The organism is Alteromonas sp. ABH4_453 (assembly GCF_056160665.1).
Genome location: NZ_JBSWXP010000005.1, coordinates 330030 through 356351 on the forward strand (window position 1 = coordinate 330030; position 26322 = coordinate 356351).

Consider the following 26322-nt stretch of genomic DNA (forward strand, 5'->3'; position numbering starts at 1 on the left):
AGTTCGAGATAATTAAATTTGGTTTTTAAGGTAATCTATCAGCCTGGTTATATTGGACTGAGTATTTAAACACTTTGGCAAAGCACTTTGTCTTTGTAGCCCGTAATAACCGAAAACGCGCCTGCTAGTTCAACGTCTAGCGCTGCGTCGCTTGAGTCTAAGCGAAGCGGCTTACCGTTCAATGCCTGCAGTTTTTGCTTAGTGGCAACAACAAGCATATTTTGTTTGCCAATTTGACGAATAAACGCTGGGCTTAACTGTTGATTTCCACGCCCTAAGATGTGCCCTTGACCACCAATAACCGTCAAAATTACTTTGGTGGGTTTGTCTTTTGTCAGCGCAATTAGTTCGCTGGCAGTCACGTCACTTGCGATTAACTCGCCTTGTTTAACCACGTCAACACCTAGCAAAGTATTGTCTAAGCCAAGAAACTCCATAACCGCACCTACGGTCGAGCCAGAGCCCATAACAAAATAAGCGTCAGGTTCATCGTCCATAATTTCGCTGACATAAGCAGCAATGTCGTCTAATACCAGCGCTTCGTCTTCTTTGCCGCCCATTTTTACGGCTTGAACGTAAGTGAGTTCAGCCGGTACGCGCATTTCGCCATAGTGCTTAGCAATCACCTTCCCATCGCGAAATGCATTCTCGTCAATATCACGTACTTCGGCGTCCATTTCACTCACAAGCTCGCCTGCGATCATCTGACTAACTACCTGCCCTGCTGCTGACGGCGACACGCAGTAAACGCCAGAATGAATTTTACAGCCGGCGGGCACACCTAACACGGGAACTTGTGTGCCGACTACGCTACAGATATTGCGGGCTGTGCCGTCGCCGCCTGCAAACAGCAGTAAGTCGACGTTTGCCTCAACCATTGCTTTCGCTGCGCGCTCTGAATCTTCGCCTTCGGTTTGTGCCGCATCAGCTGTGTAGATGACTTCATAAGGAATACCTAGAGATTCACAGACTGTTTCGCCCATATCGCCCGACGCTGTCACTACGGTAAATTTCCCAGACAATGCTTCAAGAATACTGAGCGCTTTTGCCATTTTTTCATTGGCTTTCTTCTCTGCGCCCATGGCCAATGCTTTTTCTCGAATTTCAGCACCGTCACTGCCTTTAAGTGCAAGCGCACCGCCTATACCAGCAAAAGGGTTTATAAGAACACCAAGCTTAAAAAGGGCTGGGCGGTCAAAATCATCATTTATCATGCTGCATCTGCTCCAGTGGCATCATCATGCTTCTTTTTGCAAAAAGTGGTTGCTAAGGCGTTGATAAAACGTTCAGCTCTAGGCGGAAAGCCATGGGCTTTATAAAGTGCTAGCTGTGCAGCAACATTTTTAGTAAAACCTTCTCTGTCGGGTTCTGCACCATTTAAATTATCCGTACTCACCTGAAATTTTCTGCCTGCGGCTTCGGTGAACGCCCATTCGATGGCTTGAGGCTTAATTTCTACTTTTTCAAAGTCTGCTTGCTGCACTGCATCGCGGCCATCAGGGCAATACCAGTAACCGTAATCTTCTAAAAGTCTGCGCTTTTCGCCTGCAATGCACCAATGCGCAATTTCATGTAAGGCACTTGAAAAGAATCCATGAGCAAAGACGATTTGATGATAAGGCCTTTCGTTACCCGCTGGGATGTAAATAGGTTCATCATCACCCAAAACCAAGCGCGTATTGAAATCTTCAAACGTGCTATTAAATAGTGATATTAACGCGGGTACATCGCTGTCTTTTTCTAAGCCCGGGTACTGCGCACTAGCGGTCTCGTTGTTAAGGGCATTGTTCAATGATGACTGACTACTTTGACTGTTCATTAAGTTTATTAAAAATCTAAATAAGCGGGCTAAACTAATGGCAGAAGAGTATACCAGTAAAACTTTGCCTTCTCACTTGAAAGGCACGCTTGCTTAGGTCAATCTAGGTTTACAACAGCGGATAAGCTACACTAGCTCAACAGGGAGTTCGTCATTTGGCGCAACAGATAATTAAACATATTCACCGGGTAAATGCCCTTCGTGATCTGGCCACTCAGTTGGGTGTAATGCCTATCATTCATCAGCTGCAGCATTGGCAATGCGAACGCTTACTGGTCACGCACAACGATTTGGCGCAGCAAAAACGTTATCAAAAAGCCATGGCGTTTTTCGTAGATGAATTGTACGGGCCGAAAGATTTTAGCCAGCGCGACGCTGACTTAGTTCGCGTTATTCCGAAGCTTGCAAAAGTATTGCCCGATAAAGCCATGAACGCTATGGACGATGCTTTATCGTTAAATGCATTATCGTTCGATTTAGATATGGCAATGGCCCAGTACTTACAAAGTCATTTTCCTGGGGAACCCATCAACCGAGACAACTACGCCTTGGCTTATCGAAATGTGGGCAGGATGGAAGATAGAGAGCATCAAATCGACATAATTTCCCATTTGGGCGATCAACTCTCTGATGTAATAAAGATTCGTGGTATAGGTATGTTGATTTCTCTATCGAGGCGACCCGCAAAACTCGCAGGCTTGCTTGCTCTACACGAATTTTTAGAGCGTGGTTTTAATGCATTTAAAGCGCTAGGGGATGTACAAAGCTTTATACAACCGGTGCTGGTACGTGAAAAGTCTATAATGCAGATGTTATTGAGTGACGATTTGATTTTACCTGAAGATAATCCGTTGCCTGTGGTATGAGTTGCAAAGAAAGAAATGCAATAACAGGCCTTCGTGAGCAACGGCGCTACGCCGACGGTAATAAAGTAGCTAGGATAAAAACAAGATATATGTATAAGGAAAAGGTTTGAGCAACCCGGCGCTTAATTGGATGTTAGACAACCCCTACGTGCAGCAGTGGCATATTGATGCAACACACATCGACCACTATCAGCATGTGAATAATGTAGCGTACCTGTCGCAGCTCGAAAGCTTAGCTTGGGCCCATTCAAACGCCCTTGGCTTGCAGTTTGCCGATTATCAGGCGCTAAACAGAGGTATGGTTATAAAGCGTCACGAACTTAACTATCATCTGCCAACTCATCTTGGAGATACGTTAGAATGCGCCACTTGGATAGTGCATTGCGATAGCAAACTTACCTTGAAACGCCAGTTTCAATTTATCTGCCCAAAGCGAAACAAAACCGTATTTGATGCTATAACCACATTCGTGTGCGTTAGCCTTGATACTGGCGCCCCTAAACGAATGCCTAAGCAATTTGTAGACGTTTATGGGAAGGCGTGTGAACAACAATGAAGACATGGTTCGCAGTTCTGCTTACCCTGTTTCTATGTGTGTCGTTAGGCATCAATGTTTACCTATGGATTAACTTAAAGCAGAACAATGACGGCGCTTATAAGCTAGAAGCAGGCTATGAGCATCGTTTACAACATGAGTCAGCGCTAGAAAGTGAGACTCAGGCGAAGGGCAATATAGAGCCCCACAACAAACAACGTGAATCCACCTCTTTTTCGAACGCTGACAGAACTAACATACCGTCAAATGAGCGTGAAGATCTGCGCTTATCTTCGCAACAAATTACCCAAAGTGATATCGCTACGCTAACTAGCCTACTTAATAATGGACAGTATGCGTTGCTCGCAACAGAACTAACCAACTACCTAAAAAATGATCCGCTCAACGAATCACTACTGTTACTTGAAGGTGAGCTGATTGAGATGACGAAGCCTCTCTCAACGGCGATAGTGCACTACTACGATATAGCTGAGTTGCCTCTTACACTTGAAACGCTCTCGTTTATCGACACTAAAATTGCCACTTTGTATCAACAAGCGCAAACGCATTTACGTCAGGACGAACAATGGGAACTGGTGGCTAGATTAAATGAGCCACTGTATCAACGCATACCCGACGCAAAACACTACACCCTTAATTTAGCTGAAGCGTATGCTTACCAGCAAAAACTTACGCTAATGGAAGATGTGCTTGCTGCTCTGCCGTTAAACGATAGAGACGCCAATATCATTCGCGATAAAGCCTATGAAATGCGCGATATAGCCAGCGCGGACACCGCGCCAAGCCACAGCGAAACCAAACCCACAAGCTCGGACGCTGCTCGGTATCAAACTCGCATAGCTTTGCAGCGTATTGGTGATCAATATCGCCTTGAAGCAAAGGCGCTTAACCAAAAAGCCAACATGATTTTAGATACCGGCGCCAGTACCACCGCGATATCATCACGATTATTTGCTCGCTTGGGTCGTATGCGAAACCTCACGTTCATTGGCAACTTCAACGTTAGAACTGCATCTGGAACTATCGAAGCTCCACTGGTACAAATACCTCGCTTCTATTTCGCTGGCTACGAGTTTAACGATGTTTCTGCCATCGTGCTGCCCGAAGACGCCCTCCCCGATGCCGACGGGTTATTAGGCATGAATATTTTAGGTCAATTTGACTTAGCGATAATGCCTCAGTCTAGTGAATTGATTTTGACAGAGCGTGATAATTAGCGCGCAAACTTTATTTAACGCTGCTCGTGCCCCTGTGATAAAGTTCAGAGAGTTCACAAATATTCAGACAGCAGTTGTAATGCCACGGTTGGTTTTTCTTTTCAGCATAATTTATCTAACGAGTTTAGTTAAAAGTTCACTCGCACAAGAGTATGTTAATTGTGTGAGCTGCCATCAGGAACAAGTTACGTTGTGGCAACAATCAGACCACGCGAAAGCAATGGCCCATGCTAACGATAAAACCGTGCTTGCCAATTTCGATAATGTTTCTATAACTCACTTCACGCAGAAGGCACGTTTTTTCAAAAACGAAAATAAATTTTTTGCCGAGCTGACAGAAGCAGGAAGTACGAATGTCTATCCAATTACTTATGTTTTTGGTCATTTTCCGTTACAGCAATACCTCATCGAAACACAAGCAGGTAAACTTCAAGTTTTTCCTTTTGCTTGGGATGCTCGAGACAAATCAAAAGGCGGTCAACGTTGGTACCCAAATTATCCATCTGAGGATATTGCTCCTAAAGACAGGTTGCATTGGAAACAACCGATGCAAAACTGGAATGGTATGTGTGCAGACTGCCACTCAAGCGGTTTAAAGCGTAATTTTGATACTAAGACGCTTACATTCGACAGCCAGTTTGATGAAATCAATGTGTCGTGCGCATCCTGCCACGGTGATATGGCATCGCATTATGCTGTAAATACAACAAGCGTTAATGACAGCGAACCAAATAAAAAGGGCAACGTTACGCATGTTGAAGAAGCTAAGCACCATAGGTCATCGCTCACTTCTCGCGACCTGTCTCTAAATGAACAACAAGCAATTGGAAAGTGGCTGTTAAAAGATGGAAGCAACATCGCTACTTGGCACGAACAAAAAAATGGCGAATTTATTCCTGCAAAACGAGACAATCGGTTCATGGAAACATGCTATGCGTGTCACTCTCTGCGCACCTCACTTTCTGACGGAATAGACCCTAAAAAACCTTTCCTAGACCAGTTCTCACCCTCGCTTCTTATTTCACCATTGTATTTTGCCGATGGGCAAATACGTGAAGAGGTTTATGTTTACGGCTCTTTTTTACAAAGCCGTATGTATGAAGCTGGTGTTAACTGTATAGACTGCCATAACCCACACTCTATGAAGCTCAAAATAGAGGGAAATGGTTTGTGCCTTCAGTGTCACTCGGCATCGGCTTATGAAGGTGAAAAACATACAAAGCATGTGGGGAGTGAAAATGTAAATCAGTGCGTAAACTGCCACATGCCTACGCGCACCTATATGGGTGTAGATGCACGGCGGGATCATAGCTTTAGTATTCCAACTCCCAACGTTTCTTCGACTACTGGCGCACCGAACGCATGTTTAAACTGTCACGACCAAGATAATGATTGGGTATCAGAAAAGCTAATCAACTGGTATGGCAAAGACTCTACACTAAACAAACAAGAAGAAAACTATATCTCTCTTATGCAGGGTAGTATTCATAGTAAACAAGCTGTGCTGCGTATTGCCCATTCGTCGTCTCTTCCAGTTATAAAACGGGCTACTGCGCTGAGCTTGTTGGCATCGTCTAACCAGTCACTTACTGATAAAGATTTACAAAAATTTATTCTGCATGAAGAGCCTTTGATAAGACTGGGGGCGGCGCAAGCCGGTCGTGCCCTTCTTCCTAATGAACGTACGAAAACGTACGCAAATCTACTTGATGATACATATAAAGCTATACGAATAACGGCAGCTAATAACTTGCTAGGTCTGGGCTTCAACACACCGAACTTCAAAAAAGCGCTAGAAGAGCTTAGGTTGTCGAATACCGTAAATCAGTGGCGGGGCGAAGGTAACCTCAATCAAAGTCTGGTTGAATATCAGCTCGGCAATATTTATCAAACAGAAAAGCTGCTAAAACGAGGTCTAACTGTAGACCCTTACTTTGAGGCGAACTACATCAACTTGGCCGAATTGTATCGCGCTCAAAATAAACTTCAGTTAGAAGAACAAACCCTCCTTGATGGAATGAGCAATTTACCTAATAGCGCGCTCATCCATTATTCGTTAGGCATGCTGCATGTTCGTAAACAGGATAAAGCAACTGCAGTTACACTTTTCAAAAAAGCAACAGAACTTGACCCTGAGAACCCACAAAATTGGTATATTTACGCCCTTGCTTTAGATAGTGTAGGTCAAACGAAAAGCGCACTCAACGTACTAAGAAAAGCCATAAAGAGACAGCCTGATAATTCGCTTATCAGCTTGGGGCTGTCACTTTCACAAAAAATAGGCGATGAAGCGTCGTACCGCTTATTCCAGTCTAAAGCTAGGCGGTAGACAACTTGCCGCATTACTGAGGTCATGCTTTGCATGTCCTAATAGGCAAGCGTACTACCTGTAAAAAGCCACTAATCAGCATTTACTACAACTAAAGGAAACGTCTCAAACGCCACGCCTTCATGCCCTGTTTTCATAAAGTTGCGGATATTGGCGTGGTCGTTGCCATCGGGGTTATTGAGTACGTCTTCACGATAAAAGCGCCCAAACAAAGCCAGTGTTTGTGCTTGGTTTAGGTTTAAATACTGACCCAGTGCAAGCAGCTTGCATGAGCCATTATTCTGGTTAGCTTCGTTTGTTACATCACCATTGGTGAACGCGGTTGGCGTAAAAGCAAACACGCTATCAACTAGCGCGATAACATCGTTAAACTCAATAGTCTCTGGTGAATTGCTAACGGCTTGGACTAAGTTTTGAGTGTTGCTGAACGTCATATTTATCTCAGTGAAAAAAGAAAACGATAATAGCAGGTCTAGGTAACTTCAACAGGCTAAAACAGGTGTGGTTTCGGTATTTTCGTAAAAATCACAGCTTTCGGCGGCTAGAAAAAATAACCCCCTCCGAAAAAAGAGGGGTTTATTATCAATCATAAGCATCTCTTAATAAGGCACTTATAATTCTAACTGTGTTTTTGCACTAGGTCATTAAACCTCAGCGCACACCCGTGTACCTTGGTCGATGGCGCGTTTAGCGTCTAGTTCCAACGCTTCATCGGCACCACCAATTAAGTGATAAGGCATGTTTAAGCCTTCAACGATATCTCGCATCGGCTCTTGACCTGCACAGATGATGACGTTGTCTACCGGCAATACTTGGCTATTGCCTTCTACCGTAATGTGTAGCCCTTCATCATCAATTTTATCGTAGCTTACGCCAGGGATCATGGTCACGCCTTTGGCCAGCAAGCCTACTCTGTGCGCCCATCCCGTTGTTTTGCCTAAACCCGCGCCAACTTTTGTGGTCTTGCGCTGTAATAGGAAAATCTCTCTTGGAGATGGATCTGGCTGTGGCTTAACGCCTTCAATACCCGCGCGAGCCGAAAAGGTCATATCAATGCCCCACTCTTTCATAAATGCAGGAATGTCTTGGCTTGGCGTTTCTTTGCCATGAGACAAGTACTCAGCGGTATCAAAACCAATACCGCCAGCACCGATAATGGCCACCTTATTCCCTACAGGCTTTTTCTCTTTTAACACTTCGATATAGGTCAGTACTTTTTCGTGCTCAATACCTTCAATCGCTGGCGTGCGTGGCTTAATACCCGTCGCAATCATAACTTCATCGAAACCTTCATCGTTAAGCGCAGCCGCGTCAACATAAGTATTCAATTTGAGGGTAATATTTTTATGAAGCTCAATTTGGCGCTTGAAATAACGCAGCGTTTCATAGAATTCTTCTTTGCCAGGGATTTGTTTAGCAATATTAAACTGCCCACCAATTTCGCTAGATGCGTCATAAATCACAACGTCGTGACCACGCTCGGCCGAGGTCACTGCTGCTGCTAATCCCGCAGGACCTGCACCTACAACCGCTACACGCTTTTTGGTTTGTGCAGGTTTAACGTTTATTTCAAGCTCGTGACACGCACGAGGGTTTACCAAGCAGCTGGTCATTTTGCCGTTAAATACATGGTCAAGGCAGGCTTGGTTACAGCCAATACAGGTATTGATTTCATCGGCCTTATTTTGCTGCGCCTTGCGCACAAAGTCAGGGTCGGCCAAGAATGGGCGAGCCATTGATACCATGTCAGCATCACCGCGAGACAGCACTTCTTCAGCGACTTCAGGGGTGTTGATACGGTTCGATGTGATTACCGGAATCGAAAGTGCTTCGCGGAATTTAGCCGTTACCCATGTAAATGCCGCTCGCGGTACTTTAGTGGCAATGGTTGGGATACGCGCTTCGTGCCAACCTATACCGGTGTTAATAATAGTGGCACCCGCTTTTTCGATTTCTTTGCCAAGCTGTACGACTTCTTCATAAGTAGAGCCACCTTCAACAAGGTCAAGCATCGACAAACGATAGATAATGATAAAGTTCTTACCTACCGCCTCACGCACGCGGCGCACGACTTCAATAGGTAAGCGGATACGGTTCTCGTAATCACCGCCCCATTCATCGTCACGGTGGTTAGTGCGTTTAGCAATAAACTGGTTAAGGAAATAGCCCTCAGACCCCATGATTTCAACGCCATCGTAGCCAGCGCGCTGAGCTTGAGTTGCTGCAGTGATGAAATCTTTAATTTGCTTTTCAATCTCGTCAGCTTCTAGCGCTTTTGGCTTAAACGGGTTAATTGGCGCTTGTACCGCAGAAGGTGCAACAAGCTTAGGGCTATACGCATAGCGACCCGTATGCAATATTTGCATACAAATTTTGCCGCCAGCAATATGCACTGCGTCAGTCACTTCTTTGTGGTTTTTAACCGCTTCGTCTGTATCTAAACGAAACGTCGATGGATGAGTAGCGCCTTCTTCATTTGGCCCAATACCACCAGTAACGATAAGCCCTACGCCGCCTCTAGCACGTTCGCCATAAAATGCTGCCATACGTTTGTGGCCGTCAGGCAATTCTTCTAAGCCCGTGTGCATAGAACCCATAAGGACACGGTTTTTAAGAGTGGTAAAGCCTAAATCTAACGGTCGAAATAAATGAGGGTAAACGGGATGATCGGTAACGGTCTGATTCATGATACATTCCTGAAAGTCGTTTTGGCTTGGTAAAAGCCGTTAAAAAGCCTGTTTAAATATTTTTATCTAATGCGCTCTTTCTCTGAAGGCGCTGTAGAATTCAACTAATTGCATTCACTTACGAATTCATTTTTTTAATCGCTGGGTGTAATGGCGGATATTCCGGCAGCGTTTTGGTTTTCTGTGCTTCCATAGCTTTGAATACATCTTCCATTTGGAACATACCCGCTTGCCACGTAGCCATATAGGTTAAGCTTTCCGCTACCGTATGCTCTACCGCGTAGTTAATCATAGTCTTGGTGCCTGAAACCGCTAGCGGCGAATTCATTGAAATCTGCTGCGCTATTTTCATTACCGCTTCTAGCATTGATTCTTGGTCGTCAAATACCTGATTTACAAAACCAAGTTGCTGCGCTTCTGCAGCACCAAAATTGCGACCGGTATACGCCAACTCTTTCACTATGCCAATGGGAATAAGTTTTGGCAGGCGCTGAAGCGTGCCGACGTCCGCCGTCATGCCTAATTGGGTTTCTTTGATAGTGAAAAAAGCATCTTGTGTGCAATAGCGCATGTCACATGCACTAAGTAAATCTACTGCACCACCAATTGCCCCGCCTTGCACGGCACCAATAACCGGCATACGTGCCTGCTCTATGGCGGTAAAGCTATCTTGAAGCAACATCACCATACGGCGCATACGCTCAGCTCTGCGCGATGGGTCGCCCTTAAAGTCTTCTTTCATATTCAGGAACACCGATAAATCCATACCGGCAGAGAAATGCTTACCTGTAGATGAAATAACGATTACCCGTGCTTTGGCTTCATCATCTATTTCACGAATGGCTGCCGGTAGCTCGGTCCAGAACTCTGGGATCATGCTGTTCATCGCTTCAGGGCGATTAAGTACTACGTGGGCGATATGGCCCTCTTGTTTTACTTCTAATGTAGAGTACTTCATGGTTTGCGCTGTCTCCTTGGGCTATTCCTGTTAACAAATTTGCAAACTAGACAGCGTCAAGATAAAAGGCTATGTTGACAGTGTCAAGATAAAACGTTATCTATTCGTCCCAATTGCAACAACGGAAATATTTGATATATGGCTAATGCAGTACAAAACTATCATCATGGCGATTTACGCAGTGCCCTTATAGAGGCAGCAACGGCGCGTTTGTCGGAGCATGGCGTTGATAGTCTTTCGCTGAGAAAGCTGGCAGAAGATGCCGGGGTTTCACGTACTGCGCCATATCATCACTTTAAAGATAAAAGTGCTTTGTTAAGTGCTATCGCGGCGAAAGGCTTTAGCGACTGGCATAGCGCGGCAAAGCGCATTTTTGAGCAAGAAGACAAAACGCCAAAGGCACGTTTTCGTGAATTTGTTCACGAATACATTGGCTATGCTGCCGACAACCCCGAGATGTACGAATTGATGTTTGGTCGCACTATTTGGCAAAACCAAGCGGCGACCAACGATCTGAAAGACGTTGCATTTCCCTGCTTTCAGTTTCAAGTGACGATGACGCGCTATTGGCAAGATAAAGGACTACTTCCAAACAATCAGGATGCGTTGAGACTAGCACAGGTAACGTGGGGTACGTTACATGGTATAGCGCGTTTGCTTATTGACGGTATATACGCTGACAGCAGTCATATCGACGAAATGTGTGATTGTGCAGCGGATTTATTTATGCAGAAGCAGGTATAAACGTCTTATCAACTCAACCACTTGAATATAGCGTTGCGCTTGTACGACGCGAAACGCTTTTAACTGCCTAGAGCGGAAAAACTGCCTAGAGCGGACAAGTAGCCTTCAAGAGATGATCAGCACTGCGTGGTAAAACTGATACAAGCAAATGAATACTTAAAAGCGGATGAATTGCCAGAGCGAGATGAGGGCTCGCTCTTAGCATCTTTTTAATTATGCCGATTCTGCTTTAGCCAAAGATACTGGCTGACCTTCGTGCGTCGCTTTAATAAATTCAGCAGCACGTTCGGCAATCATGACGGTGGGGGCGTTGGTATTGCCGCCAATCAAGCTTGGCATCACCGAAGCATCTACCACTCTTAGACCTGCTACACCTCTTACGCGCAATTGGGTATCGACAACGGCCATCTCATCGTCATCACTACCCATTTTACACGTACCAATCGGGTGATAGATGGTTTCAGCCCGCTCTCGTAAAAACTCTAATATTTCTTCATCTGTCTGAGCTTCTTCCCCAGGATATAATTCACTGCCTTGGAACTTGTCGAAGTCTGGTGCAGATAGCAGTTTTCGGGCAATACGCACGCCTTCAATCATGACTTGCTGATCTTCCTCTGCGGATAAGTAATTCGGGTCAATAAGCGCTTGATCGGCAGGATGGTTACTTTGAAGCGAAATAGTGCCGCGGCTTTTGGGATATAGGCAACATACGTGCAGGCCATAACCATAACCAAAAGCCAACTGTCTTCCATGGTCGTTTAAAATTGCAGGTAAAAAGTGGAATTGAATATCAGGGCCCTGTGTCGCTAAGCTTGAACTAACAAAACCACCGGCTTCAGCGATATTTGAAGAAAGAATACCTTTGCGCTTAAACGCGTAGTCTGCGGTGGCTTTAACGTAAGAAGGCAGCGCTCCGAATGCCACGGCATAACCTTCTCTGGCTTTACAGGTATATTGCACGATGGCATCTAGGTGATCTTGTAGGTTTTGGCCCACACCAGGCAAGTCTTGCTGTACAAAAATCCCCTTTTCTTCTAGTTCTGCTCTGGGTCCAATACCCGAAAGCATTAGAAGTTGAGGTGAATTGATCGCTCCGCCGCAAAGAAGAACTTCGCTTTTAGCGAAATAGCGGTTTACTACCCCTTTTTCACGTACTTGAACCCCAATAGCACGCCCTTCTTTTAATAACACCTTTTCAGCAGCGACTCTTGTAAGCACGGTTAAATTGTTGCGGTGCTTTGCCTGCGTTAAGTACCCTTTTGCTGTTGAGCAGCGCTGGCCGTTGACTTGTGTAACATGGTAGTAACCAAGCCCTTCCCTATCATCTCGGTTAAAGTCGTCGAGCTGTTGATAGCCAGCAATCGACGCAGAGTTCACAAAAGCATCGGACAGTACGCTTGTATGCCTAAGCTTGCTAACATTTAGCGGGCCACCTGTGCCGTGGTACTCATCAGCCCCTTCTTCAAAGTTCTCAGAGCGTTTGAAATAAGGCAGTACATCTTCAAATGACCAACCCTCGGCCCCTTCTTCATTAGCCCAGCGGTCGTAGTCTTCTTTTTGCCCTCGAATATAGCACATGGCGTTGACTGAACTGCTGCCGCCCAAGGTTTTACCGCGAGGCCAGAACAGCTCTCTGTCGTACATTTCTTTTTGAGGAGCCGTATGATAACCCCAACCAATACCTTCAAACCTGCTAAGCAGAGACAAACCAAAAGGGATATGAATAAGTGGGTTGGTATCCTTTGAGCCAGCTTCCAATAGCAAAATATCTAACGCAGGATTTTCCGATAACCGAGTGGCTAGCACTGCACCCGCAGAGCCCCCGCCTACAATGATGTAATCGTATTTGCTGAGTACTTCGCTCATTTCGCCAACTCCTTGAGGGCAAGACTTTTAAATGTTAATAAAACGTTGTGGTACGACCAGATTAGCAAACAATACTTCATCAATAAAAGAATTAAATTGTTAGATTTAAAAAATATAACAATCCTGATAACTTAACTGCTATATCGGTATATGCATTACGTTAGACTATCTAGCTACAAGCCACTGCCTAGAAAAATAAGGCTAAGAATACACCTTGACCAATAACTTATCCTTCAAAGACAAATGCAAAGTGTACCTGGCACAATGGCTTGTGAAATGGGGCAAGCTGACGCACGACGATTTCACGAAATCAGAGCTTCAAGACCTTGTAAAAGGCAGTTTCCCCTACTCATTCACTTTCGACATCCCAATGGGAACCGGTACAGTTACCGTGCTTGAAGGCAACATTACGCTAGATAATGTAAACAACCGTATTGGTCTTCAGTGTCTTGCGGCACTTAATATAGTGGTAGCTTCCACCACTATTTACCGCGCTCACGTGGTGTTCACTGTATCGGCATCGCCTCACTACGACCAAAACATGAGCACGCTTTATCTAACCGGCCTTTCCACTGATAGTGTCAGTTTAGTTAACGATGATTACGCGTTGATTAAAGACACACAGTTTTTGGTTTCGCGCTTCTTTCCTAAAAGTGTAAATACACTGCTTGGCGGCTCGTTAAAGTCAGCCCTATCGCTTTTTAGCGCCGGAACATCTGATATTGCAGCGGACTATTTACAGGTCTATTTAACGGGTTCGAAACAAGCAGTATTGGAATATCACATTCCCCATATTAACAAGGCATTAAAAAAGCAAATTACCCAAGAAGACTTAAGCCATACTATGCGTGGTGACCACTGGCGCGAAGTACTCTTCTCGAAACTAGGTCAAAACGTACGTGTAGAAGACAACGTACTGCGCTTCTACCTCATTGAATAGCGCTCAGTCTAAAAGTTACGCATACTAGTGATCTGACACAATAGAGACAGGCACGGTATCCACCTGCTCACCAATATCGTCGATGTTTAGCCTTGGATCGTCCACGCTCGCTTCTAGCATATCGAAAGCTTCTTTGACGTAGCGCGCTAACGGTTGTAACGATTCAATGTTCTTATTGCAGCACACCAAGCCCACATTTGCAGTGCCCGCGTAGGTCATAAGCGTAATATTTACCCCGCCCCCAGGCGTCATGGTAGAAATAGGGTAGCAGGCCAATAACTCCGCGTCTTTTAGATACCTTGTATCTTTGGGGCCAGGTACGTTTGAAATAAGAATATTTGCAATGGGTTTAACTACGCTAGATAGCTTTAACCATTCGAAGACCAGTGCAAGAGATTGAATTGCAATGGTATAGCCACTAAATGCCGCAGGGCGCGCATGCTGCGCTGCATTTTTAACAATACGATGATTCACCACAATCTGGCGCAACCTAAGATAGGGGTCGTTTTCGCCATGTGCTAACTCCACCGGCACAATAGCTATTTTATTACCAGTGGTTTTCTCACCGGGTTTACGCAAATTAATCGGCATATTGGTGAATAAGGCTTTTTTAAATACTTGGCCATGGTCTTGCAGTAACTTATGCACACCGATATCAAAGGCGCATAACAACACCTCATTTGCGGTAGAACGCGTGCGCCTTGCTAGCGCTTTCACCCGCTTAAAGTCTAAGTCCATAGTGGCCACAGCCCTACCTGCTTTTACTTGACCAGTCAGCACTGTTTTCGTACCAGTGAAAGGAATAGGCATATAGTGTGGGTTTACTCGCAGCGCTTTCATGAATATGCGAATAAAGATAATAAGCAAATCGAGCGCGGTTTTAAGCGCGTAACCCACGCCTACCAAGCGCTTGTAAAAGCTCACGGGCTCTCTGCGCTTATGACGCAGTCGTTTTACTGCCCATACAGGTGTGAACTTAGTCTCGTGAGAGTTTGATACATAACCGGCTTGAAACCAGCGTACCAGGGTCGCTCCATCTCCATACATATGATGAACCCGTGCATAAATAGCAAACGTCTCACTGTTATCATCAAAAATAAAATGGTATTGCCAAAGGGGCTTGTCGGGATCTAACCGCGAAGCATGTAGTCTTGCTACAAATGCATCTAGCGCTTCGCGGTTTTTAACGTCAGCTACGCGATGAATTTGAACGTGGTAATCCATGTTGAGCTTTTTCACCGGCGCAAACCCCACCGGGTACCCCAATACCGTTTTTACCGCACAGTTGAACGGAGAAGTAGCACGGGCATAGCTTCTTATTTCTTGAAATAACTGGGGCACGTATTCGGTACTTTTCGCCCCTTTAGGTATGGCAAGTAGCTGCAAACAAGCTACATGTTTTGGATTCTCGTCTGACTCGGTTATCCAAAATGACTTATCTAAGAAACTGAGCGTTTTTGCCATTACTATTCCTTTATGTTGCTTTACGCGAAGTCGAGTGGTGACGGGGTTGAGGCATTTCTCACAAAGTCATGAGAGTCGAGCATCTGTTCTAGCTGGTGCTTTTGTTCATCGGAAAGCGCCAACCTTGGCAAAACGCTTACCATCATTAGTGACAAAGCATGATAGCGCTGCATCGTACTATCCATATGACTGTTTAATTCATCAAATTGACAAGACTGTGTGATGATCAAGGACACTAAATCCACCATAAGTGCCCTGTCTGCCTTGGAGGCAATAAGAATGTCGCGCTTTGATAATGATTCAAAAAGAAACGCTAATTGTTTATTTAAGCTAGATAATATGTGCTGTCTAGGCCGCACTATACTGGGATACTTTTCTGCTAGGTCGGCTGGGCTACGGTAGAAAAAGCGAAATACATGAATACTGTCTATAAGCAAATACAGATAATACATAATTTCTTCAGGATGAAGTGTATCGAGTTTTTCTCGATTGAGTATCTTCTGCATTTGTTGTTCATGCATTTTCATCAACGCACTAACAAGGCTGTCTTTACCTTTAAAGTGGTAGTAGAGATTCCCCGGACTAATATCCATCTCGACGGCGATATCAACACTGGTTACCGTGTTTTCGCCATGTTCGTTGAATAACGTTAGCGCGGTGAGTAGTATTTTCTGCGCGGTTTTCATAATTTAATCCGACCCCTTACCAGCCCTGTGCGTTAGTTTTTACTTATGGAACACCTTACATAAACACCAGATAAAGTTGGGCAACACCAGCTACCATACCCAAAATAGCGCCTGTTACGATGAGTTTCCACTCATCCTGCTGATAAGCTGGGCGCAACACCCCTTCGAATTCTTCAACACTCAGTGCCTGCATGCGTTCACTCAAATCGTGCCCTATCTGCATAGCATTGTTGGCATAATCAAAGGCATAAAGTAAGTATTTATCTGAATTATCAAAGATTTGACGTACCGCTAGCGCCTTCATTTTATGATAATTTTCTGACCCAACACCTAGTGCAAAATAAGGTTGCGCGATAGCCACATAGCGTTCAATAGCGTCGTTGACATGAAGCTCAATGAGCTCCAAAAGCTGGGCTGAGCCTGAACCATGCAAGATTATATGGGTGATGTTTTTAGGTGTTATAAGTTTTTCTTCAATAATGTTTGAATAGACTTCAGACACTTCTTTTTGGCGTTTTAAAAACATACCTTGAATAGTAACGGGCCCCAGTTTTCTCGGGCGTTTGGGTTCGAAAATTATCTTGATGGCAATCCAATTGGTGGCATAGCCCACAAGCAGTCCACCTAACGGTAGAATCCACCATGCTTGGTAGAAATACCAAAGCAACATGGTTGGTAAGCCGAATAGGAAACCGAAGTAAAAGCCAGAGCGCACTATGAACGGAAACTCCTTGCTGCCTGCCGTTAAGAAAATTTCATTAACGAGCTCAGGTGCATTAACCAGCTGCTCTACCACCAGCTCTTTTATATCTAGAATTTCTGAAACATTGTGCTGGAAGTCGTCCACCATTTTGTGGACCACATTAGGGATGTCGTTTTCAATGCGTTGGTAAACTAAATTTTTACCTTGCACAGGCAAAGCTGCCCAAAGTTGAGGCGCTGATTCGGCCATTACGTCATTGACAACTTTGCGTATAACCTGCCCTAAGCGGCGCTCAATAGCCTTCGTTAGTTCATCTGCATCTAAGCGCTGGGCTAATTCTTCAACACTCAGTAATTTACCTAAAACTAGTTCAACCTCAATCTCTGCCATTTGGCGGCGCTTCGCGGGAATAAGCCCCTGCCACCCAAAGAAAGGTTTAATGCCAACGAATTCTATGGGGTAAAACATCATTTTTACCGCCAAATAATTAGTCAGCCACCCGACAATGGCACTAATTAAAGGGATTGATAGCAGGCTTAGCGTTTGAAAATTCCATTCCATACTACAAAAAAGAGATCCACATTATTATTTTCTCTCTCAGGCTACTGAGTGCTTATGAAATGGTCAATGTAAAAAACAAAATTACTGCTAATTGTTGATTGAAAACAACCTTCTGAAAGCCTAACAATTAAAAGATACCGCCTTGAGTAACACGCTAAAAGCACCAAGCGGTCATTTTAGTAGAAGGGTTTAGGTAGTGAATTCTAAATTTACACCATACACTCAAGATGGCGTATAGATCGCTTTTGATACGCGCAGGCTTACTGAATGCTTTTAGTAAATGCCGATGAATGCGTCACTCAGTAAACAGCGTTCAAAATACGCATTTTTCCTTTTGCTGGTGTTATCCGCGCTCGTTCGCTTGTCATACAAGAAAGGCAGCAGCGCTCATCAACTTAAATAGGTTATCGTTATGGCAGTATTCGATTTGCGGTTAAAAAAGCTTGAACATGAGATAGAGCATGCAAGCAGTTACGATGAATATGAGGCCGCATGCCTAGCACACGATGCGCTGTCTGGCGCAGAAGAGTGGAAAGCAAAAGATGCCAGCGATGACTATGACTACAAGCTTATTCGAAAGCGTGTTCAACGCCTACAGCTGGCTAGAAGCAGAGGCGATTTACATGCGCTGATGTCCATACTGCACGAGGGACTGCACGGCAATTTAGGTAATATCGCCAACCCTATACTGCTTACCCAGTGCAAAATTGGCACTAAATATCTTATTGAACAGTTTATTGATGAAGTGATATTGGCGCTAGAGCAGATCTATAACGCCGATGAACAAGACGTAGACTTCTATGAGAAGCTATCGTTTTTTGATGAAACCGCCCATGCCTTCGGCCGAAGCTGCCTCATGCTTTCAGGCGGCGCTGGCTTAGGCTTTTTCCACGCGGGCGTGGTTAAGTCGTTAAACGAAAAAAACTTACTGCCTACGGTAGTGTCTGGCTCGAGTGCAGGGTCAATCATCGCAGCCATGTTGGGCACGCGAACACACGACCAATTATTAGAAGCACTCAGCGCCGACTTTATTTATGAGACTTTTAAACACTGGCGGAGCTTTGCCGGTCTTGGAAAGAAAGGACTATTTGATAGCTCAGTACTTGAAAATGCACTGATTGAACTATTCGACCTTACTACCTTCGAAGAGGCTTTTAAAAAAACAGGGCGCCACATAACAGTAACGGTATCTCCTGCCGACTTGCATCAGCACTCACGATTGTTGAATGCCAAAACCTCGCCCAATGCTATTATTACCCAAGCAGTTCGCGCATCCTGTGCGGTTCCAGTCATTTTCAGCCCCGTGCAGCTAAGAGCAAAAACTTTATCAGGCGATATAGTGCCTTATATCCCTAATCGTCGTTTTGCCGATGGCTCAATTATGGCCGACCTACCCTTCGAGCGCTTGGCTAGACTATACGGAGTGAATCACAGCATTGTGAGCCAAACAAATCCACTAGCGGTGCCGTTCATTTCATCAAATCGCATTGATCCCAACTCGCTATGGGATATGTCTGCACGTCACATTGGACAACTTGCAAAAACTAATAGTATTTTCGCTATCGATGTCATTGAGCGCTTAACTGGGAATAAAAGCGCTAAGCTAGCAATTCACAAAGTACGTTCTATTATTGATCAGCAGTATGTAGGCAATATCAATATTTTACCCAAGCGCCAAATACGAAATTTATCGCAGGTATTGTCTAATCCAACCCGTGACAGCATTAGCCAGTTAATTGTCAGTGGAGAGCGGGCTTCATGGCCGCAACTACATGTTATAAAAAGAAATACCAAAATTAGTGAAAATTTACGGTATCATTTAGGCCAGTTGAAAAAACGTGAGGCAGTAGAGCTTGGACATGAGGTTAAGTAACCTAATGCAGCGCTGACCTGACCTGGATTACCCGACACAATACAAGGGTAATTCGCAGCATCATTTGAAAGGACGACGGTGAGCGCACAAAGCCAAAACCCCGACAGTATTTACACGCAGCAAGTAAAGCAGCTTATCAACATGATTTATCCTAAAGATACGGGCTACGGCTCGGTTTTTGAGGATGCCAGTCATTACTTTTCCCTTACCCCCTCTCTTGAGCAGCATATTGAAGACTTAAAAGCACTGCTTAAGCGAATACAAGGTAATAAAAAGAAAGAAGTATTAGCTGAACAGCTTGCCCAACAAATAAGAAATAGCTCAGAAAAGCTTGAAGAAGAACGCTTAGCGAGATTAGAGCGATTGGACGCCGTAAGCACTAAAATAATCGAGCTTTGCGAAGGCGACAACTGGCAAGAAACCCAGCAACTTAGTGCAAAGCTACTTGGTACAATTATGCTGCTTACACGAGGGCCTGAAGGCAACTTTGCCAAGGTACACATGCGCTTCAAACCCCTCTACAAGGCAATTTTAACGTTGCGCTTAGTAGATAGACTTTTAGAACACGATACCATTGCCCACAAATATTTATCCAAGTACCGTGAAGCCGCCTCTCGCTTTCGCGGAAACCGCTATTGGCGAGATAAATGGAAAATTGAGCTTGGACGCCCCCTAATCACCGCAGCGCTTCTGCAAGATATTGGTTTACAAAGCCCTGCTGCACAAACCATATTAAAAGGTGAAAACGGCGACCTAGATGAGTTTCGTTTATTAGACGAATCGCAGCGAAAAGACCTGCTGAAGCTAAACTATCACTTTACGTTACGTTACTTATCCGATGGTTTAGGCCAGCCTAACTACGTAGGTAACAACAAAGAAGAGAGAGACCGTTTCAACCAAACTCACAAAGACGCTAAAGAATTTTTGCTGAGTTTGGTTAAAGACGCCTTTGTGTCAAAATCCGGCTTGGGCGAGATTGTAAAGATCCCTCAAATTTACGTTTCCATCGTGCTTTCAACCAAGTCAGACTACTCACGAATGAGCTTACCCAAGGGGTATATGCTAATTGAGCAACTTGCGAAGAAAGGTGGCCTAAATAAACAATTAGCACAGGATTTCGTTGAACTGGTTGGCTACTTCCCGCAAGGTTTTGGCGTTACTTATATTCCTGTAAATGAAAAAGGCCAAGAAAAAGACCAATACGAGTGCGCCATAGTAATTGGACTGAACCCCGCGAACCCCGCAGAACCTTTATGCAAAGTGGTGACAAGGAACCAAAAATACATCACTAGCGGTGCGCAAGAAGTCATTCCAAAAGGCAGAAACCTGTATTTCCCTGCGAACAGAAAAAAGTTAATGCGCGTGGGCCAAGAAAGGTTGGGCGAAATCATGAGCCAGCTGTCGAGCAATTTCACGCCAGATGCTATTGACGATTTAGTGCCAAGCTTTTGGGAACCCTATGACTTCTTTGGCTTTAAAAAACACCAGAATTTGTGGGCGAAGAACAATTAGCGAGCAAGTACTCTTCTATAAAAATATGATTAAACATGGACTGAATGAGACGCTTTTGTGACTATTGAGGTAAGCCGAGCACAACTTAGAAAAGCAAGATTGGGGGTCTATTTTGTCGCTTTAATTGCCCTAATTTTTGCCATCGTCTTCTCAATACAAGTATTTAAAGGGTTAGCCGGCCCCATTTTTTCAATGAATTGGGTTCCCATCAAAGCAACTTTAATAAATGTATATATTGACGAAATGATTACATCAACGACTAGAGATAATCGAAGCCAATATACTTTATACACGCCTCGTATCCTTTACAAATATAATACTAGTGACCAGGAACATACTGGAAGAAGAGTTACTTGGTATGACATTTATGACGACGGCTTTATGCTTGAATTAGGGTATGAATTAAAAAGAAAATTTGCAGTTTCTGAGCCAGTAGACATTTACATAAACCCCAATAACCCGGAAGAATCCGTTTTAATCAAAAGTGTCGTTTGGGAACATATGTCGATGTTGCTTGCCGGTTTTCTTATTTCTTGGTCGGTCTTTCTTTGGTTAGTTTACGTTCTTATTTTTAAGTTAAAGTATAAGCGCTGATGATGTTGAATTTATCTAGTTGCTTTTTAAAAGCTACTATTGGCACATACAGTTCGCTTACTTATTTTGATGGCTACCCGTTTCATATTTTCTTCAAACGCCCACCGCTGAAAAACGTAAAACAAAACTCAAATACAACTATCTCTATGCGTAGCCTACGGCATTAATATTTCTTATACTCGTTTTTACTGTTCAAAAGGGAGTTTAAGTATGAAAGCGGATGACGAAATTACTATTACAGGAGGTATAACTGCTTCTAGTTATTGCAACGCTAAATTGAAGATAAATAACGATATTGTCGCTATTATTCCTAACCTTAGAAGCTATTTGTTTGAATGGGGAATGCATCTTTTCTGCTGGACAGTATGCATATTCATGTCAATTAAAGTTTGGCAGTTGGAACCCAACCTTAATTCTAAAACCGAGTTTGTTATAGTCGTATTTACACTGGGGGGACTTTTTAGTTTAGGAACGGCCTTTGTATGCAGAAGAAGCAGAAGAGCATTTTATTTTGACCTAAAAGAAAAAGTGATAAACATCGGCAGTTTGAACAACCCGAAAACTAAAGTAGCTTTTGATTCTTTTGAAAAGCTTCTTTTAGTAACGACACAAATATATACATCTGAACGCTCACTGACATGTCACGAACTGAGCATCCTAACTACTAACCAAACAAGAATTGTATTAATGTTTCACGGCGATTATTACGCAATACAAGATGACTCAGACATACTTGCTAAAATTCTTGGATTAGAGGTGGATAGCTTAGAAGCCTGACATCACCGATAATTATCTCTACACTCAAACAAAAAAATAATTCAAACGAACCTAAATGAAGCAGCGCCAAATATACGCGTATTTATTTGGCGCAACTACCAATAACTATCTTTTTTGAACGTTTTTAGTCGTCGCTCTTAGTGCTTTCAGACGAACTAGATGTACTTTTAGCCGTGTTTTTGGCCGGTGTCGCTTTAGTACTAGCTGTTGTCTTACGCGCGGTACTCTTAGCTGTCGTCGACTTTGCCCCAGTTCGCTTGTTAGCTGTTCCAGTAGCGGCCTTTTTAGTCGAACTAGGCGATGAAGTGGCCGTTTTTGCTGTACTCGATTTGCGAGCACCCGTTGTTGTCGACGAGGTCGTTGTTGACTTAGCTGAAGCACTTTTAGTTGCTGTTCTTTTAGTGGCAGTAGCCTTACTTGCAGTACTTGTCGCTTCGGCTTTTTTAGCCGCCTCTTTCGCCGCTAAAAGGGCAACTTGCTCGACGAGCAAATCCACTTTTGCACTCAACATTTCGAGCTGCTGTTCTTTCTTTTGACGTTTTTGGCCACCTGATAATGCTGAAAATAGTGGCGTCGATGCCACCAGTTTTTGAGCAGTATCGACTAAAGCGAATGGGTTAAGCGTACTTCTGAGTTCACTCTCCACCTCCAGGCCTTTAACCTGCATAGCGTTAATGGTCTCGTGGGTGTCATCAATTTTCTGGCTGACCACACCTGCGGCTTGATCAAGCTTTGCAGACAATAGGTCTGAGCCGGCAAAGAGCCATCCAAACAAGGGGGATGATTTTAGAGGTGAAACAGCGGTGCCATTCAGTGTAGTCGAGTCGGTTTCGACGACAGGCACAGCTTCTGAATTAGGAATATTTTTGTTGCTCATAACGCCTCCAATATGGAGATTTGTAAGCATGGCAATGTAAGAAATGTTTGAAGCTAAGCCTAAATGCTTTGTTTAAAAGCTTCTTTGAGAGCTCATCTTAAGCTTAAAAGCTCGGCTTTCACTGCCACTCAATTGCAATTTATTTTAATACCCTTCTTTAGCGAAGTAGTAAATGAAAACTGCATACAGAGCACCGCAAGCGGTGCCCAAAAAGAACCTATGCTTTACTTGCTTGCAGCTAGTTTTGCAACGGCTTCAGTCAAAGCGTCGATTTTTGCTGAAAGCTCTTCAATACGCTGATCTGCTGGTTCAGAATCTAAACCAAGCTTTTTGCGAACATCAGCTACACGGTTTTCCACATCGTTAGTGGTAGATTTGAACTTGCTTTTCGCGTCGTCTTCTAAAGTTTCACCTTTAGTCACAAGCTCGTCGAACATTTTGTTCGCTTCTTCGCTTAACTTCTCGTAACGCCCCTGTGCTTCTTCAACGCTTTTTCCATAAGCGCCTAGGCCTGCTAACCAAATTTTACGCGCCATTTCTTCGGCTTCGTTAATTTTGCCTTTGATTGTGTCAGTAGTAGTCATGTTCAGCTCCTATGAATGCTAAATTTGAGTGTGTTTCAACACCATGGTTAGACTTTACGCTTAACAATTAGAATCCGCATACTAAAAACACTAAAAAATAAAAAAGCCCGAAAAGCGTGTGCTTATTCGGGCTTAAATACTGAAGTGCTTCTTCTTTGAAAAGCGAACAATCTAAGTAGTGACTGACGTCAACTTTCTTTAAAAACGCGGCTTCCTAAAGTGGTACACCTGCAAGATGCAAAACAAAGGCATATTCTAGGGCCGTTGATTCAAAACGCTTAAAGCGTCCTGACGCGCCACCGTGCCCTGCTTCCATGTCGGTTTTAAATAAAAGCAAGTTATCGTCTGTTTTATACTCTCTAAGTTTCGCTACCCACTTCATAGGCTCAAAGTATTGCACTTGCGAATCATGCAACCCTGTGGTCACTAGCATGTGCGGATAATCTTTAGCTTCTATTTGATCGTAAGGCGAGTAAGACAGCATATAGTCAAACTCATCTTTATTTGCTGGGTTACCCCATTCGGTATATTCACCTGTGGTCAATGGAATAGTCTCATCACTCATAGTGGTCACCACATCAACAAACGGCACGTGGGCACTCACCCCTTGGTAAAGCTCAGGGGCCATATTCACAACAGCTCCCATTAGCAAACCACCTGCGCTTCCGCCCATTGCAAATACGCGGTCTTTATCAGCGTACTGTTTAGCGATTAAGCCTTTTGACACATCAATAAAGTCAGTAAATGTATTCATTTTTTGATGCATTTTGCCGCTCTCATACCATTCACGCCCCAGCATTTGCCCACCGCGAATATGTGCAATGGCAACAACAAAACCTCTGTCTATTAAAGAGAGCCAGCTGCTTCTAAATGTAGGGTCGATAGTTGCACCATACGAGCCATAGGCATATTGATATAGCGGATTAGACCCGTCTTTTTTGAACTTATCTTTACGATAAACCAAAGACACTGGAACCATAGCGCCATCTCGCGCCTCAATCATTACTCGCTCAGAGGCGTAAGCTGAAGAATCAAAGGTGTCAGATACATGGGTTTGCTTCATGACTTCGCTTTCAAGCGTATCTAAATTGATATCAATGATAGAGCCTGGCGTAGTCAATGAGCTGTAATAGATTCTAAGCTTATTAGTATCCATTTCAGGGTTGGCATTAAAGTATGCACCGTAAATAGGATCTTGAGTTGGTATAACCTTTTGCTCGTTTGAAGTTAGGTTGTGTACAACTAAGCGCAGCATGCCATTTTCTTTTTCTTTCACAACCAGATGGTTTTTCATCACTTCAATACTTTGAAGAAAGACCTCTGGACGATGTGGCACTACTTCTTGCCACTTTGACACGTCACCAGTGGCGTTCAATGGCGCCTTCATTACTTTGAAGTTTTTTGCATCAATGTTAGTTAATACGTAATAACCGTCACTTGCTTTTGCTACGCTATATTCCTGCCCGTCTTTAATAGGTAGGAATATATCAGGTTGAGATTTAGGGTTATTTGCATCAATCACAGTCACGCCTGTTTTGTCAGTGTTAGAGTGATGAATATAAATAAGGCTGTCGTCTTTGCTTTTACTAATGTAGGTATAAAACGTTGGGTCGCTTTCTTCGTAAACTAATAAATCGTTCTCTTGTGAAGTACCCAGCTTGTGTCGATACACCTGATAGCCTAAAAGGGTTTGTGGGTCTTTTTTCACATAGAATAAATGTTCATTGTCATTCGCCCATACGACCCTGCCTGACGTTTCCTCAAGCACATCGTCTAGCTTTTCGTCGCTTTCCAGGTTTTTCACATATACGGTATAAATGCGACGACTAAGCGTGTCTTCAGAGTACGCCATGAGCGTGTTATCACTGCTTACCGCGTAACTACCAATACTGAAATAGTCATGTCCTTCAGACATAATATTCGCATCAAGCAACACTTGCGGATCTGCATCTAGCGAGGGCTTTCTCAAATAAACAGGATACTCATTCTCCCCAGAGTAACGGGTGTAGTACCAGTAGCCGTTATCAAACACAGGTACTGTCGAGTCGTCCTTCTCAATACGAGAAACCAGCTCTTCATAAAGCGCCTCTCGTGTCTCTATAAGCGGAGCTAGTACTGTTTCTACGTAGCTGTTCTCCTGCTCTAAGTGCGCCAATATCTCTTTATCGGTGCGTGAATCGTCGCGCATCCAGTAATAATTGTCGTTTCTGGTAACGCCATGGGCTGACATTTCGAAAGGCACTTTTTTCGCTACTGGTGCATTTACATTCGTATTTAACATAACTGACCGTACTGTTTTATTTACTTCTTGTTCTACGCTGTCCGATTTGTTCTCGACACCACAGCCCGACATCAGCCCCGCTGTGGCAAGTGCTATCCATAGAAATTTCATTGTTTTTCCTTTTTGACACGTTTGGAATCACTGCGCATTTCGCATTTTTAAAAGACGTAATTTGGTTAAAAGTATTCTCAACGTTTTATAACGAAACACGCAGCATAATTATATTGAGTATATAAATGCAACTTAGGTTGTAGCATTATTGGCTTGTCGCTAATCGCTAGGGACCATAATAAATGTTACAAAATACACCAGTCTTATCAGAGAGAAAATAAAAAGAAGCGCATACAAAAACGCCGCTTATCTCAAGGAAATAGGCGGCGTTTATACTATTTTTGTAATTTGCTGTGTGGCAGCGCGTTTAGCAAGCT

22 protein-coding genes are annotated in these 26322 nt (G+C 43.9%); 10 read left to right on the top strand and 12 right to left on the bottom strand.

What is annotated here, in order from left to right:
• Positions 1-65: 65 nt before the first annotated feature.
• Both ACXAGV_RS12195 and ACXAGV_RS12200 read right to left on the bottom strand, forming a co-directional pair.
• Positions 66-1214: an ATP-NAD kinase family protein gene (locus ACXAGV_RS12195; RefSeq protein WP_474873494.1), complete on the bottom strand. Its 1149-nt coding sequence runs from the start codon at positions 1212-1214 to the stop codon at positions 66-68.
• Positions 1211-1819, bottom strand: a complete 609-nt coding sequence (locus ACXAGV_RS12200; protein WP_474873495.1) for an elongation factor P hydroxylase — start codon at positions 1817-1819, stop codon at positions 1211-1213. Before ACXAGV_RS12200 ends, ACXAGV_RS12195 begins: the two co-directional genes overlap by 4 nt.
• 155 nt (positions 1820-1974) lie before the next feature.
• Here ACXAGV_RS12200 and ACXAGV_RS12205 point away from each other — a divergent pair, with 155 nt between their 5' ends.
• The 4 genes from ACXAGV_RS12205 to ACXAGV_RS12220 all read left to right on the top strand — a co-directional run bounded on the left by ACXAGV_RS12205 (position 1975) and on the right by ACXAGV_RS12220 (position 6787).
• On the top strand, positions 1975-2685 hold the full coding sequence (locus tag ACXAGV_RS12205; protein ID WP_474873496.1) for a DUF8198 family protein: 711 nt from the start codon (positions 1975-1977) through the stop codon (positions 2683-2685).
• Between the two features lie 106 nt (positions 2686-2791).
• Positions 2792-3241, top strand: coding sequence for an acyl-CoA thioesterase (locus ACXAGV_RS12210; protein ID WP_474873497.1), 450 nt, complete (start codon positions 2792-2794; stop codon positions 3239-3241).
• Positions 3238-4458 (top strand): retropepsin-like aspartic protease family protein, encoded by a 1221-nt coding sequence (locus tag ACXAGV_RS12215; RefSeq protein WP_474873498.1) that lies wholly within the window; start codon positions 3238-3240, stop codon positions 4456-4458. Before ACXAGV_RS12210 ends, ACXAGV_RS12215 begins: the two co-directional genes overlap by 4 nt.
• 163 nt (positions 4459-4621) lie before the next feature.
• Positions 4622-6787, top strand: coding sequence for a tetratricopeptide repeat protein (locus ACXAGV_RS12220; RefSeq protein WP_474873499.1), 2166 nt, complete (start codon positions 4622-4624; stop codon positions 6785-6787).
• Positions 6788-6858: 71 nt separating this feature from the next.
• On the opposite strand, the gene ACXAGV_RS12225 is transcribed toward ACXAGV_RS12220, so the two are convergent.
• From ACXAGV_RS12225 to ACXAGV_RS12235, 3 genes are all read right to left on the bottom strand, one after another.
• Entirely contained in the window at positions 6859-7221 is a 363-nt protein-coding gene (locus tag ACXAGV_RS12225) for a HopJ type III effector protein (protein WP_474873500.1), read from the bottom strand.
• A gap of 210 nt (positions 7222-7431) precedes the next feature.
• Complete coding sequence (locus ACXAGV_RS12230; RefSeq protein ID WP_474873501.1) at positions 7432-9474, bottom strand: oxidoreductase; 2043 nt, start codon at positions 9472-9474, stop codon at positions 7432-7434.
• 118 nt (positions 9475-9592) lie between these two features.
• The gene (locus ACXAGV_RS12235) at positions 9593-10432 is read right to left on the bottom strand and encodes a crotonase/enoyl-CoA hydratase family protein (protein ID WP_474873502.1); all 840 of its coding nucleotides are present in this window, start codon (positions 10430-10432) and stop codon (positions 9593-9595) included.
• Between the two features lie 138 nt (positions 10433-10570).
• On the opposite strand from ACXAGV_RS12235, the gene ACXAGV_RS12240 reads away from it, so the two are divergent.
• Positions 10571-11176, top strand: coding sequence for a TetR/AcrR family transcriptional regulator (locus ACXAGV_RS12240; protein WP_474873503.1), 606 nt, complete (start codon positions 10571-10573; stop codon positions 11174-11176).
• 213 nt (positions 11177-11389) lie between these two features.
• Here the strand turns inward: ACXAGV_RS12240 and ACXAGV_RS12245 are convergent, their stop codons facing one another.
• Positions 11390-13042 carry a GMC family oxidoreductase gene (locus ACXAGV_RS12245; RefSeq protein ID WP_474873504.1) on the bottom strand — a complete coding sequence of 551 codons (1653 nt, stop codon included), beginning with the start codon at positions 13040-13042 and terminating at the stop codon, positions 11390-11392.
• Between the two features lie 214 nt (positions 13043-13256).
• Between ACXAGV_RS12245 and ACXAGV_RS12250 the strand changes: the two genes are divergently transcribed.
• On the top strand, positions 13257-13982 hold the full coding sequence (locus ACXAGV_RS12250; protein ID WP_474873505.1) for a DUF1439 domain-containing protein: 726 nt from the start codon (positions 13257-13259) through the stop codon (positions 13980-13982).
• Positions 13983-14006: 24 nt separating this feature from the next.
• Here ACXAGV_RS12250 and ACXAGV_RS12255 read toward each other — a convergent pair whose 3' ends face one another.
• Genes ACXAGV_RS12255 through ACXAGV_RS12265 form a run of 3 tightly spaced genes read right to left on the bottom strand, consistent with a single transcriptional unit; the run spans position 14007 to position 17396 of the window.
• Entirely contained in the window at positions 14007-15446 is a 1440-nt protein-coding gene (locus ACXAGV_RS12255) for a wax ester/triacylglycerol synthase domain-containing protein (protein ID WP_474873506.1), read from the bottom strand.
• Between the two features lie 20 nt (positions 15447-15466).
• Positions 15467-16132 carry a TetR/AcrR family transcriptional regulator gene (locus ACXAGV_RS12260; RefSeq protein WP_474873507.1) on the bottom strand — a complete coding sequence of 222 codons (666 nt, stop codon included), beginning with the start codon at positions 16130-16132 and terminating at the stop codon, positions 15467-15469.
• Between the two features lie 55 nt (positions 16133-16187).
• The gene (locus ACXAGV_RS12265; RefSeq protein ID WP_474873508.1) at positions 16188-17396 is read right to left on the bottom strand and encodes a DUF445 domain-containing protein; all 1209 of its coding nucleotides are present in this window, start codon (positions 17394-17396) and stop codon (positions 16188-16190) included.
• 412 nt (positions 17397-17808) lie between these two features.
• Here ACXAGV_RS12265 and ACXAGV_RS12270 point away from each other — a divergent pair, with 412 nt between their 5' ends.
• The 4 genes from ACXAGV_RS12270 (at position 17809) to ACXAGV_RS12285 (ending at position 22152) form a co-directional block, all read left to right on the top strand.
• Positions 17809-19269, top strand: a complete 1461-nt coding sequence (locus ACXAGV_RS12270; RefSeq protein ID WP_474873509.1) for a DUF3336 domain-containing protein — start codon at positions 17809-17811, stop codon at positions 19267-19269.
• A 78-nt stretch (positions 19270-19347) separates the two neighbouring features.
• The gene (locus ACXAGV_RS12275) at positions 19348-20781 is read left to right on the top strand and encodes a hypothetical protein (protein WP_474873510.1); all 1434 of its coding nucleotides are present in this window, start codon (positions 19348-19350) and stop codon (positions 20779-20781) included.
• A gap of 57 nt (positions 20782-20838) precedes the next feature.
• Entirely contained in the window at positions 20839-21375 is a 537-nt protein-coding gene (locus ACXAGV_RS12280; RefSeq protein ID WP_474873511.1) for a DUF3592 domain-containing protein, read from the top strand.
• A gap of 210 nt (positions 21376-21585) precedes the next feature.
• On the top strand, positions 21586-22152 hold the full coding sequence (locus ACXAGV_RS12285; RefSeq protein ID WP_474873512.1) for a hypothetical protein: 567 nt from the start codon (positions 21586-21588) through the stop codon (positions 22150-22152).
• Positions 22153-22276: 124 nt separating this feature from the next.
• Here the strand turns inward: ACXAGV_RS12285 and ACXAGV_RS12290 are convergent, their stop codons facing one another.
• From ACXAGV_RS12290 to ACXAGV_RS12300, 3 genes are all read right to left on the bottom strand, one after another.
• The gene (locus ACXAGV_RS12290) at positions 22277-23029 is read right to left on the bottom strand and encodes a hypothetical protein (protein ID WP_474873513.1); all 753 of its coding nucleotides are present in this window, start codon (positions 23027-23029) and stop codon (positions 22277-22279) included.
• A gap of 224 nt (positions 23030-23253) precedes the next feature.
• On the bottom strand, positions 23254-23613 hold the full coding sequence (locus ACXAGV_RS12295; RefSeq protein WP_025255732.1) for a phasin-related domain-containing protein: 360 nt from the start codon (positions 23611-23613) through the stop codon (positions 23254-23256).
• Positions 23614-23827: 214 nt separating this feature from the next.
• Positions 23828-26005, bottom strand: coding sequence for a S9 family peptidase (locus tag ACXAGV_RS12300; protein WP_474873514.1), 2178 nt, complete (start codon positions 26003-26005; stop codon positions 23828-23830).
• Positions 26006-26322 lie beyond the last annotated feature (317 nt).

Coding starts and splice junctions, on each gene's coding strand:
- ACXAGV_RS12195 (WP_474873494.1), bottom strand. CDS start 1,214: ATGATAAATGATGATTTTGACCGCCCAGCCCTTTTTAAGCTTGGTGTT.
- ACXAGV_RS12200 (WP_474873495.1), bottom strand. CDS start 1,819: ATGAACAGTCAAAGTAGTCAGTCATCATTGAACAATGCCCTTAACAAC.
- ACXAGV_RS12215 (WP_474873498.1), top strand. CDS start 3,238: ATGAAGACATGGTTCGCAGTTCTGCTTACCCTGTTTCTATGTGTGTCG.
- ACXAGV_RS12225 (WP_474873500.1), bottom strand. CDS start 7,221: ATGACGTTCAGCAACACTCAAAACTTAGTCCAAGCCGTTAGCAATTCA.
- ACXAGV_RS12230 (WP_474873501.1), bottom strand. CDS start 9,474: ATGAATCAGACCGTTACCGATCATCCCGTTTACCCTCATTTATTTCGA.
- ACXAGV_RS12235 (WP_474873502.1), bottom strand. CDS start 10,432: ATGAAGTACTCTACATTAGAAGTAAAACAAGAGGGCCATATCGCCCAC.
- ACXAGV_RS12240 (WP_474873503.1), top strand. CDS start 10,571: ATGGCTAATGCAGTACAAAACTATCATCATGGCGATTTACGCAGTGCC.
- ACXAGV_RS12245 (WP_474873504.1), bottom strand. CDS start 13,042: ATGAGCGAAGTACTCAGCAAATACGATTACATCATTGTAGGCGGGGGC.
- ACXAGV_RS12255 (WP_474873506.1), bottom strand. CDS start 15,446: ATGGCAAAAACGCTCAGTTTCTTAGATAAGTCATTTTGGATAACCGAG.
- ACXAGV_RS12260 (WP_474873507.1), bottom strand. CDS start 16,132: ATGAAAACCGCGCAGAAAATACTACTCACCGCGCTAACGTTATTCAAC.
- ACXAGV_RS12265 (WP_474873508.1), bottom strand. CDS start 17,396: ATGGAATGGAATTTTCAAACGCTAAGCCTGCTATCAATCCCTTTAATT.
- ACXAGV_RS12270 (WP_474873509.1), top strand. CDS start 17,809: ATGGCAGTATTCGATTTGCGGTTAAAAAAGCTTGAACATGAGATAGAG.
- ACXAGV_RS12285 (WP_474873512.1), top strand. CDS start 21,586: ATGAAAGCGGATGACGAAATTACTATTACAGGAGGTATAACTGCTTCT.
- ACXAGV_RS12290 (WP_474873513.1), bottom strand. CDS start 23,029: ATGAGCAACAAAAATATTCCTAATTCAGAAGCTGTGCCTGTCGTCGAA.
- ACXAGV_RS12295 (WP_025255732.1), bottom strand. CDS start 23,613: ATGACTACTACTGACACAATCAAAGGCAAAATTAACGAAGCCGAAGAA.
- ACXAGV_RS12300 (WP_474873514.1), bottom strand. CDS start 26,005: ATGAAATTTCTATGGATAGCACTTGCCACAGCGGGGCTGATGTCGGGC.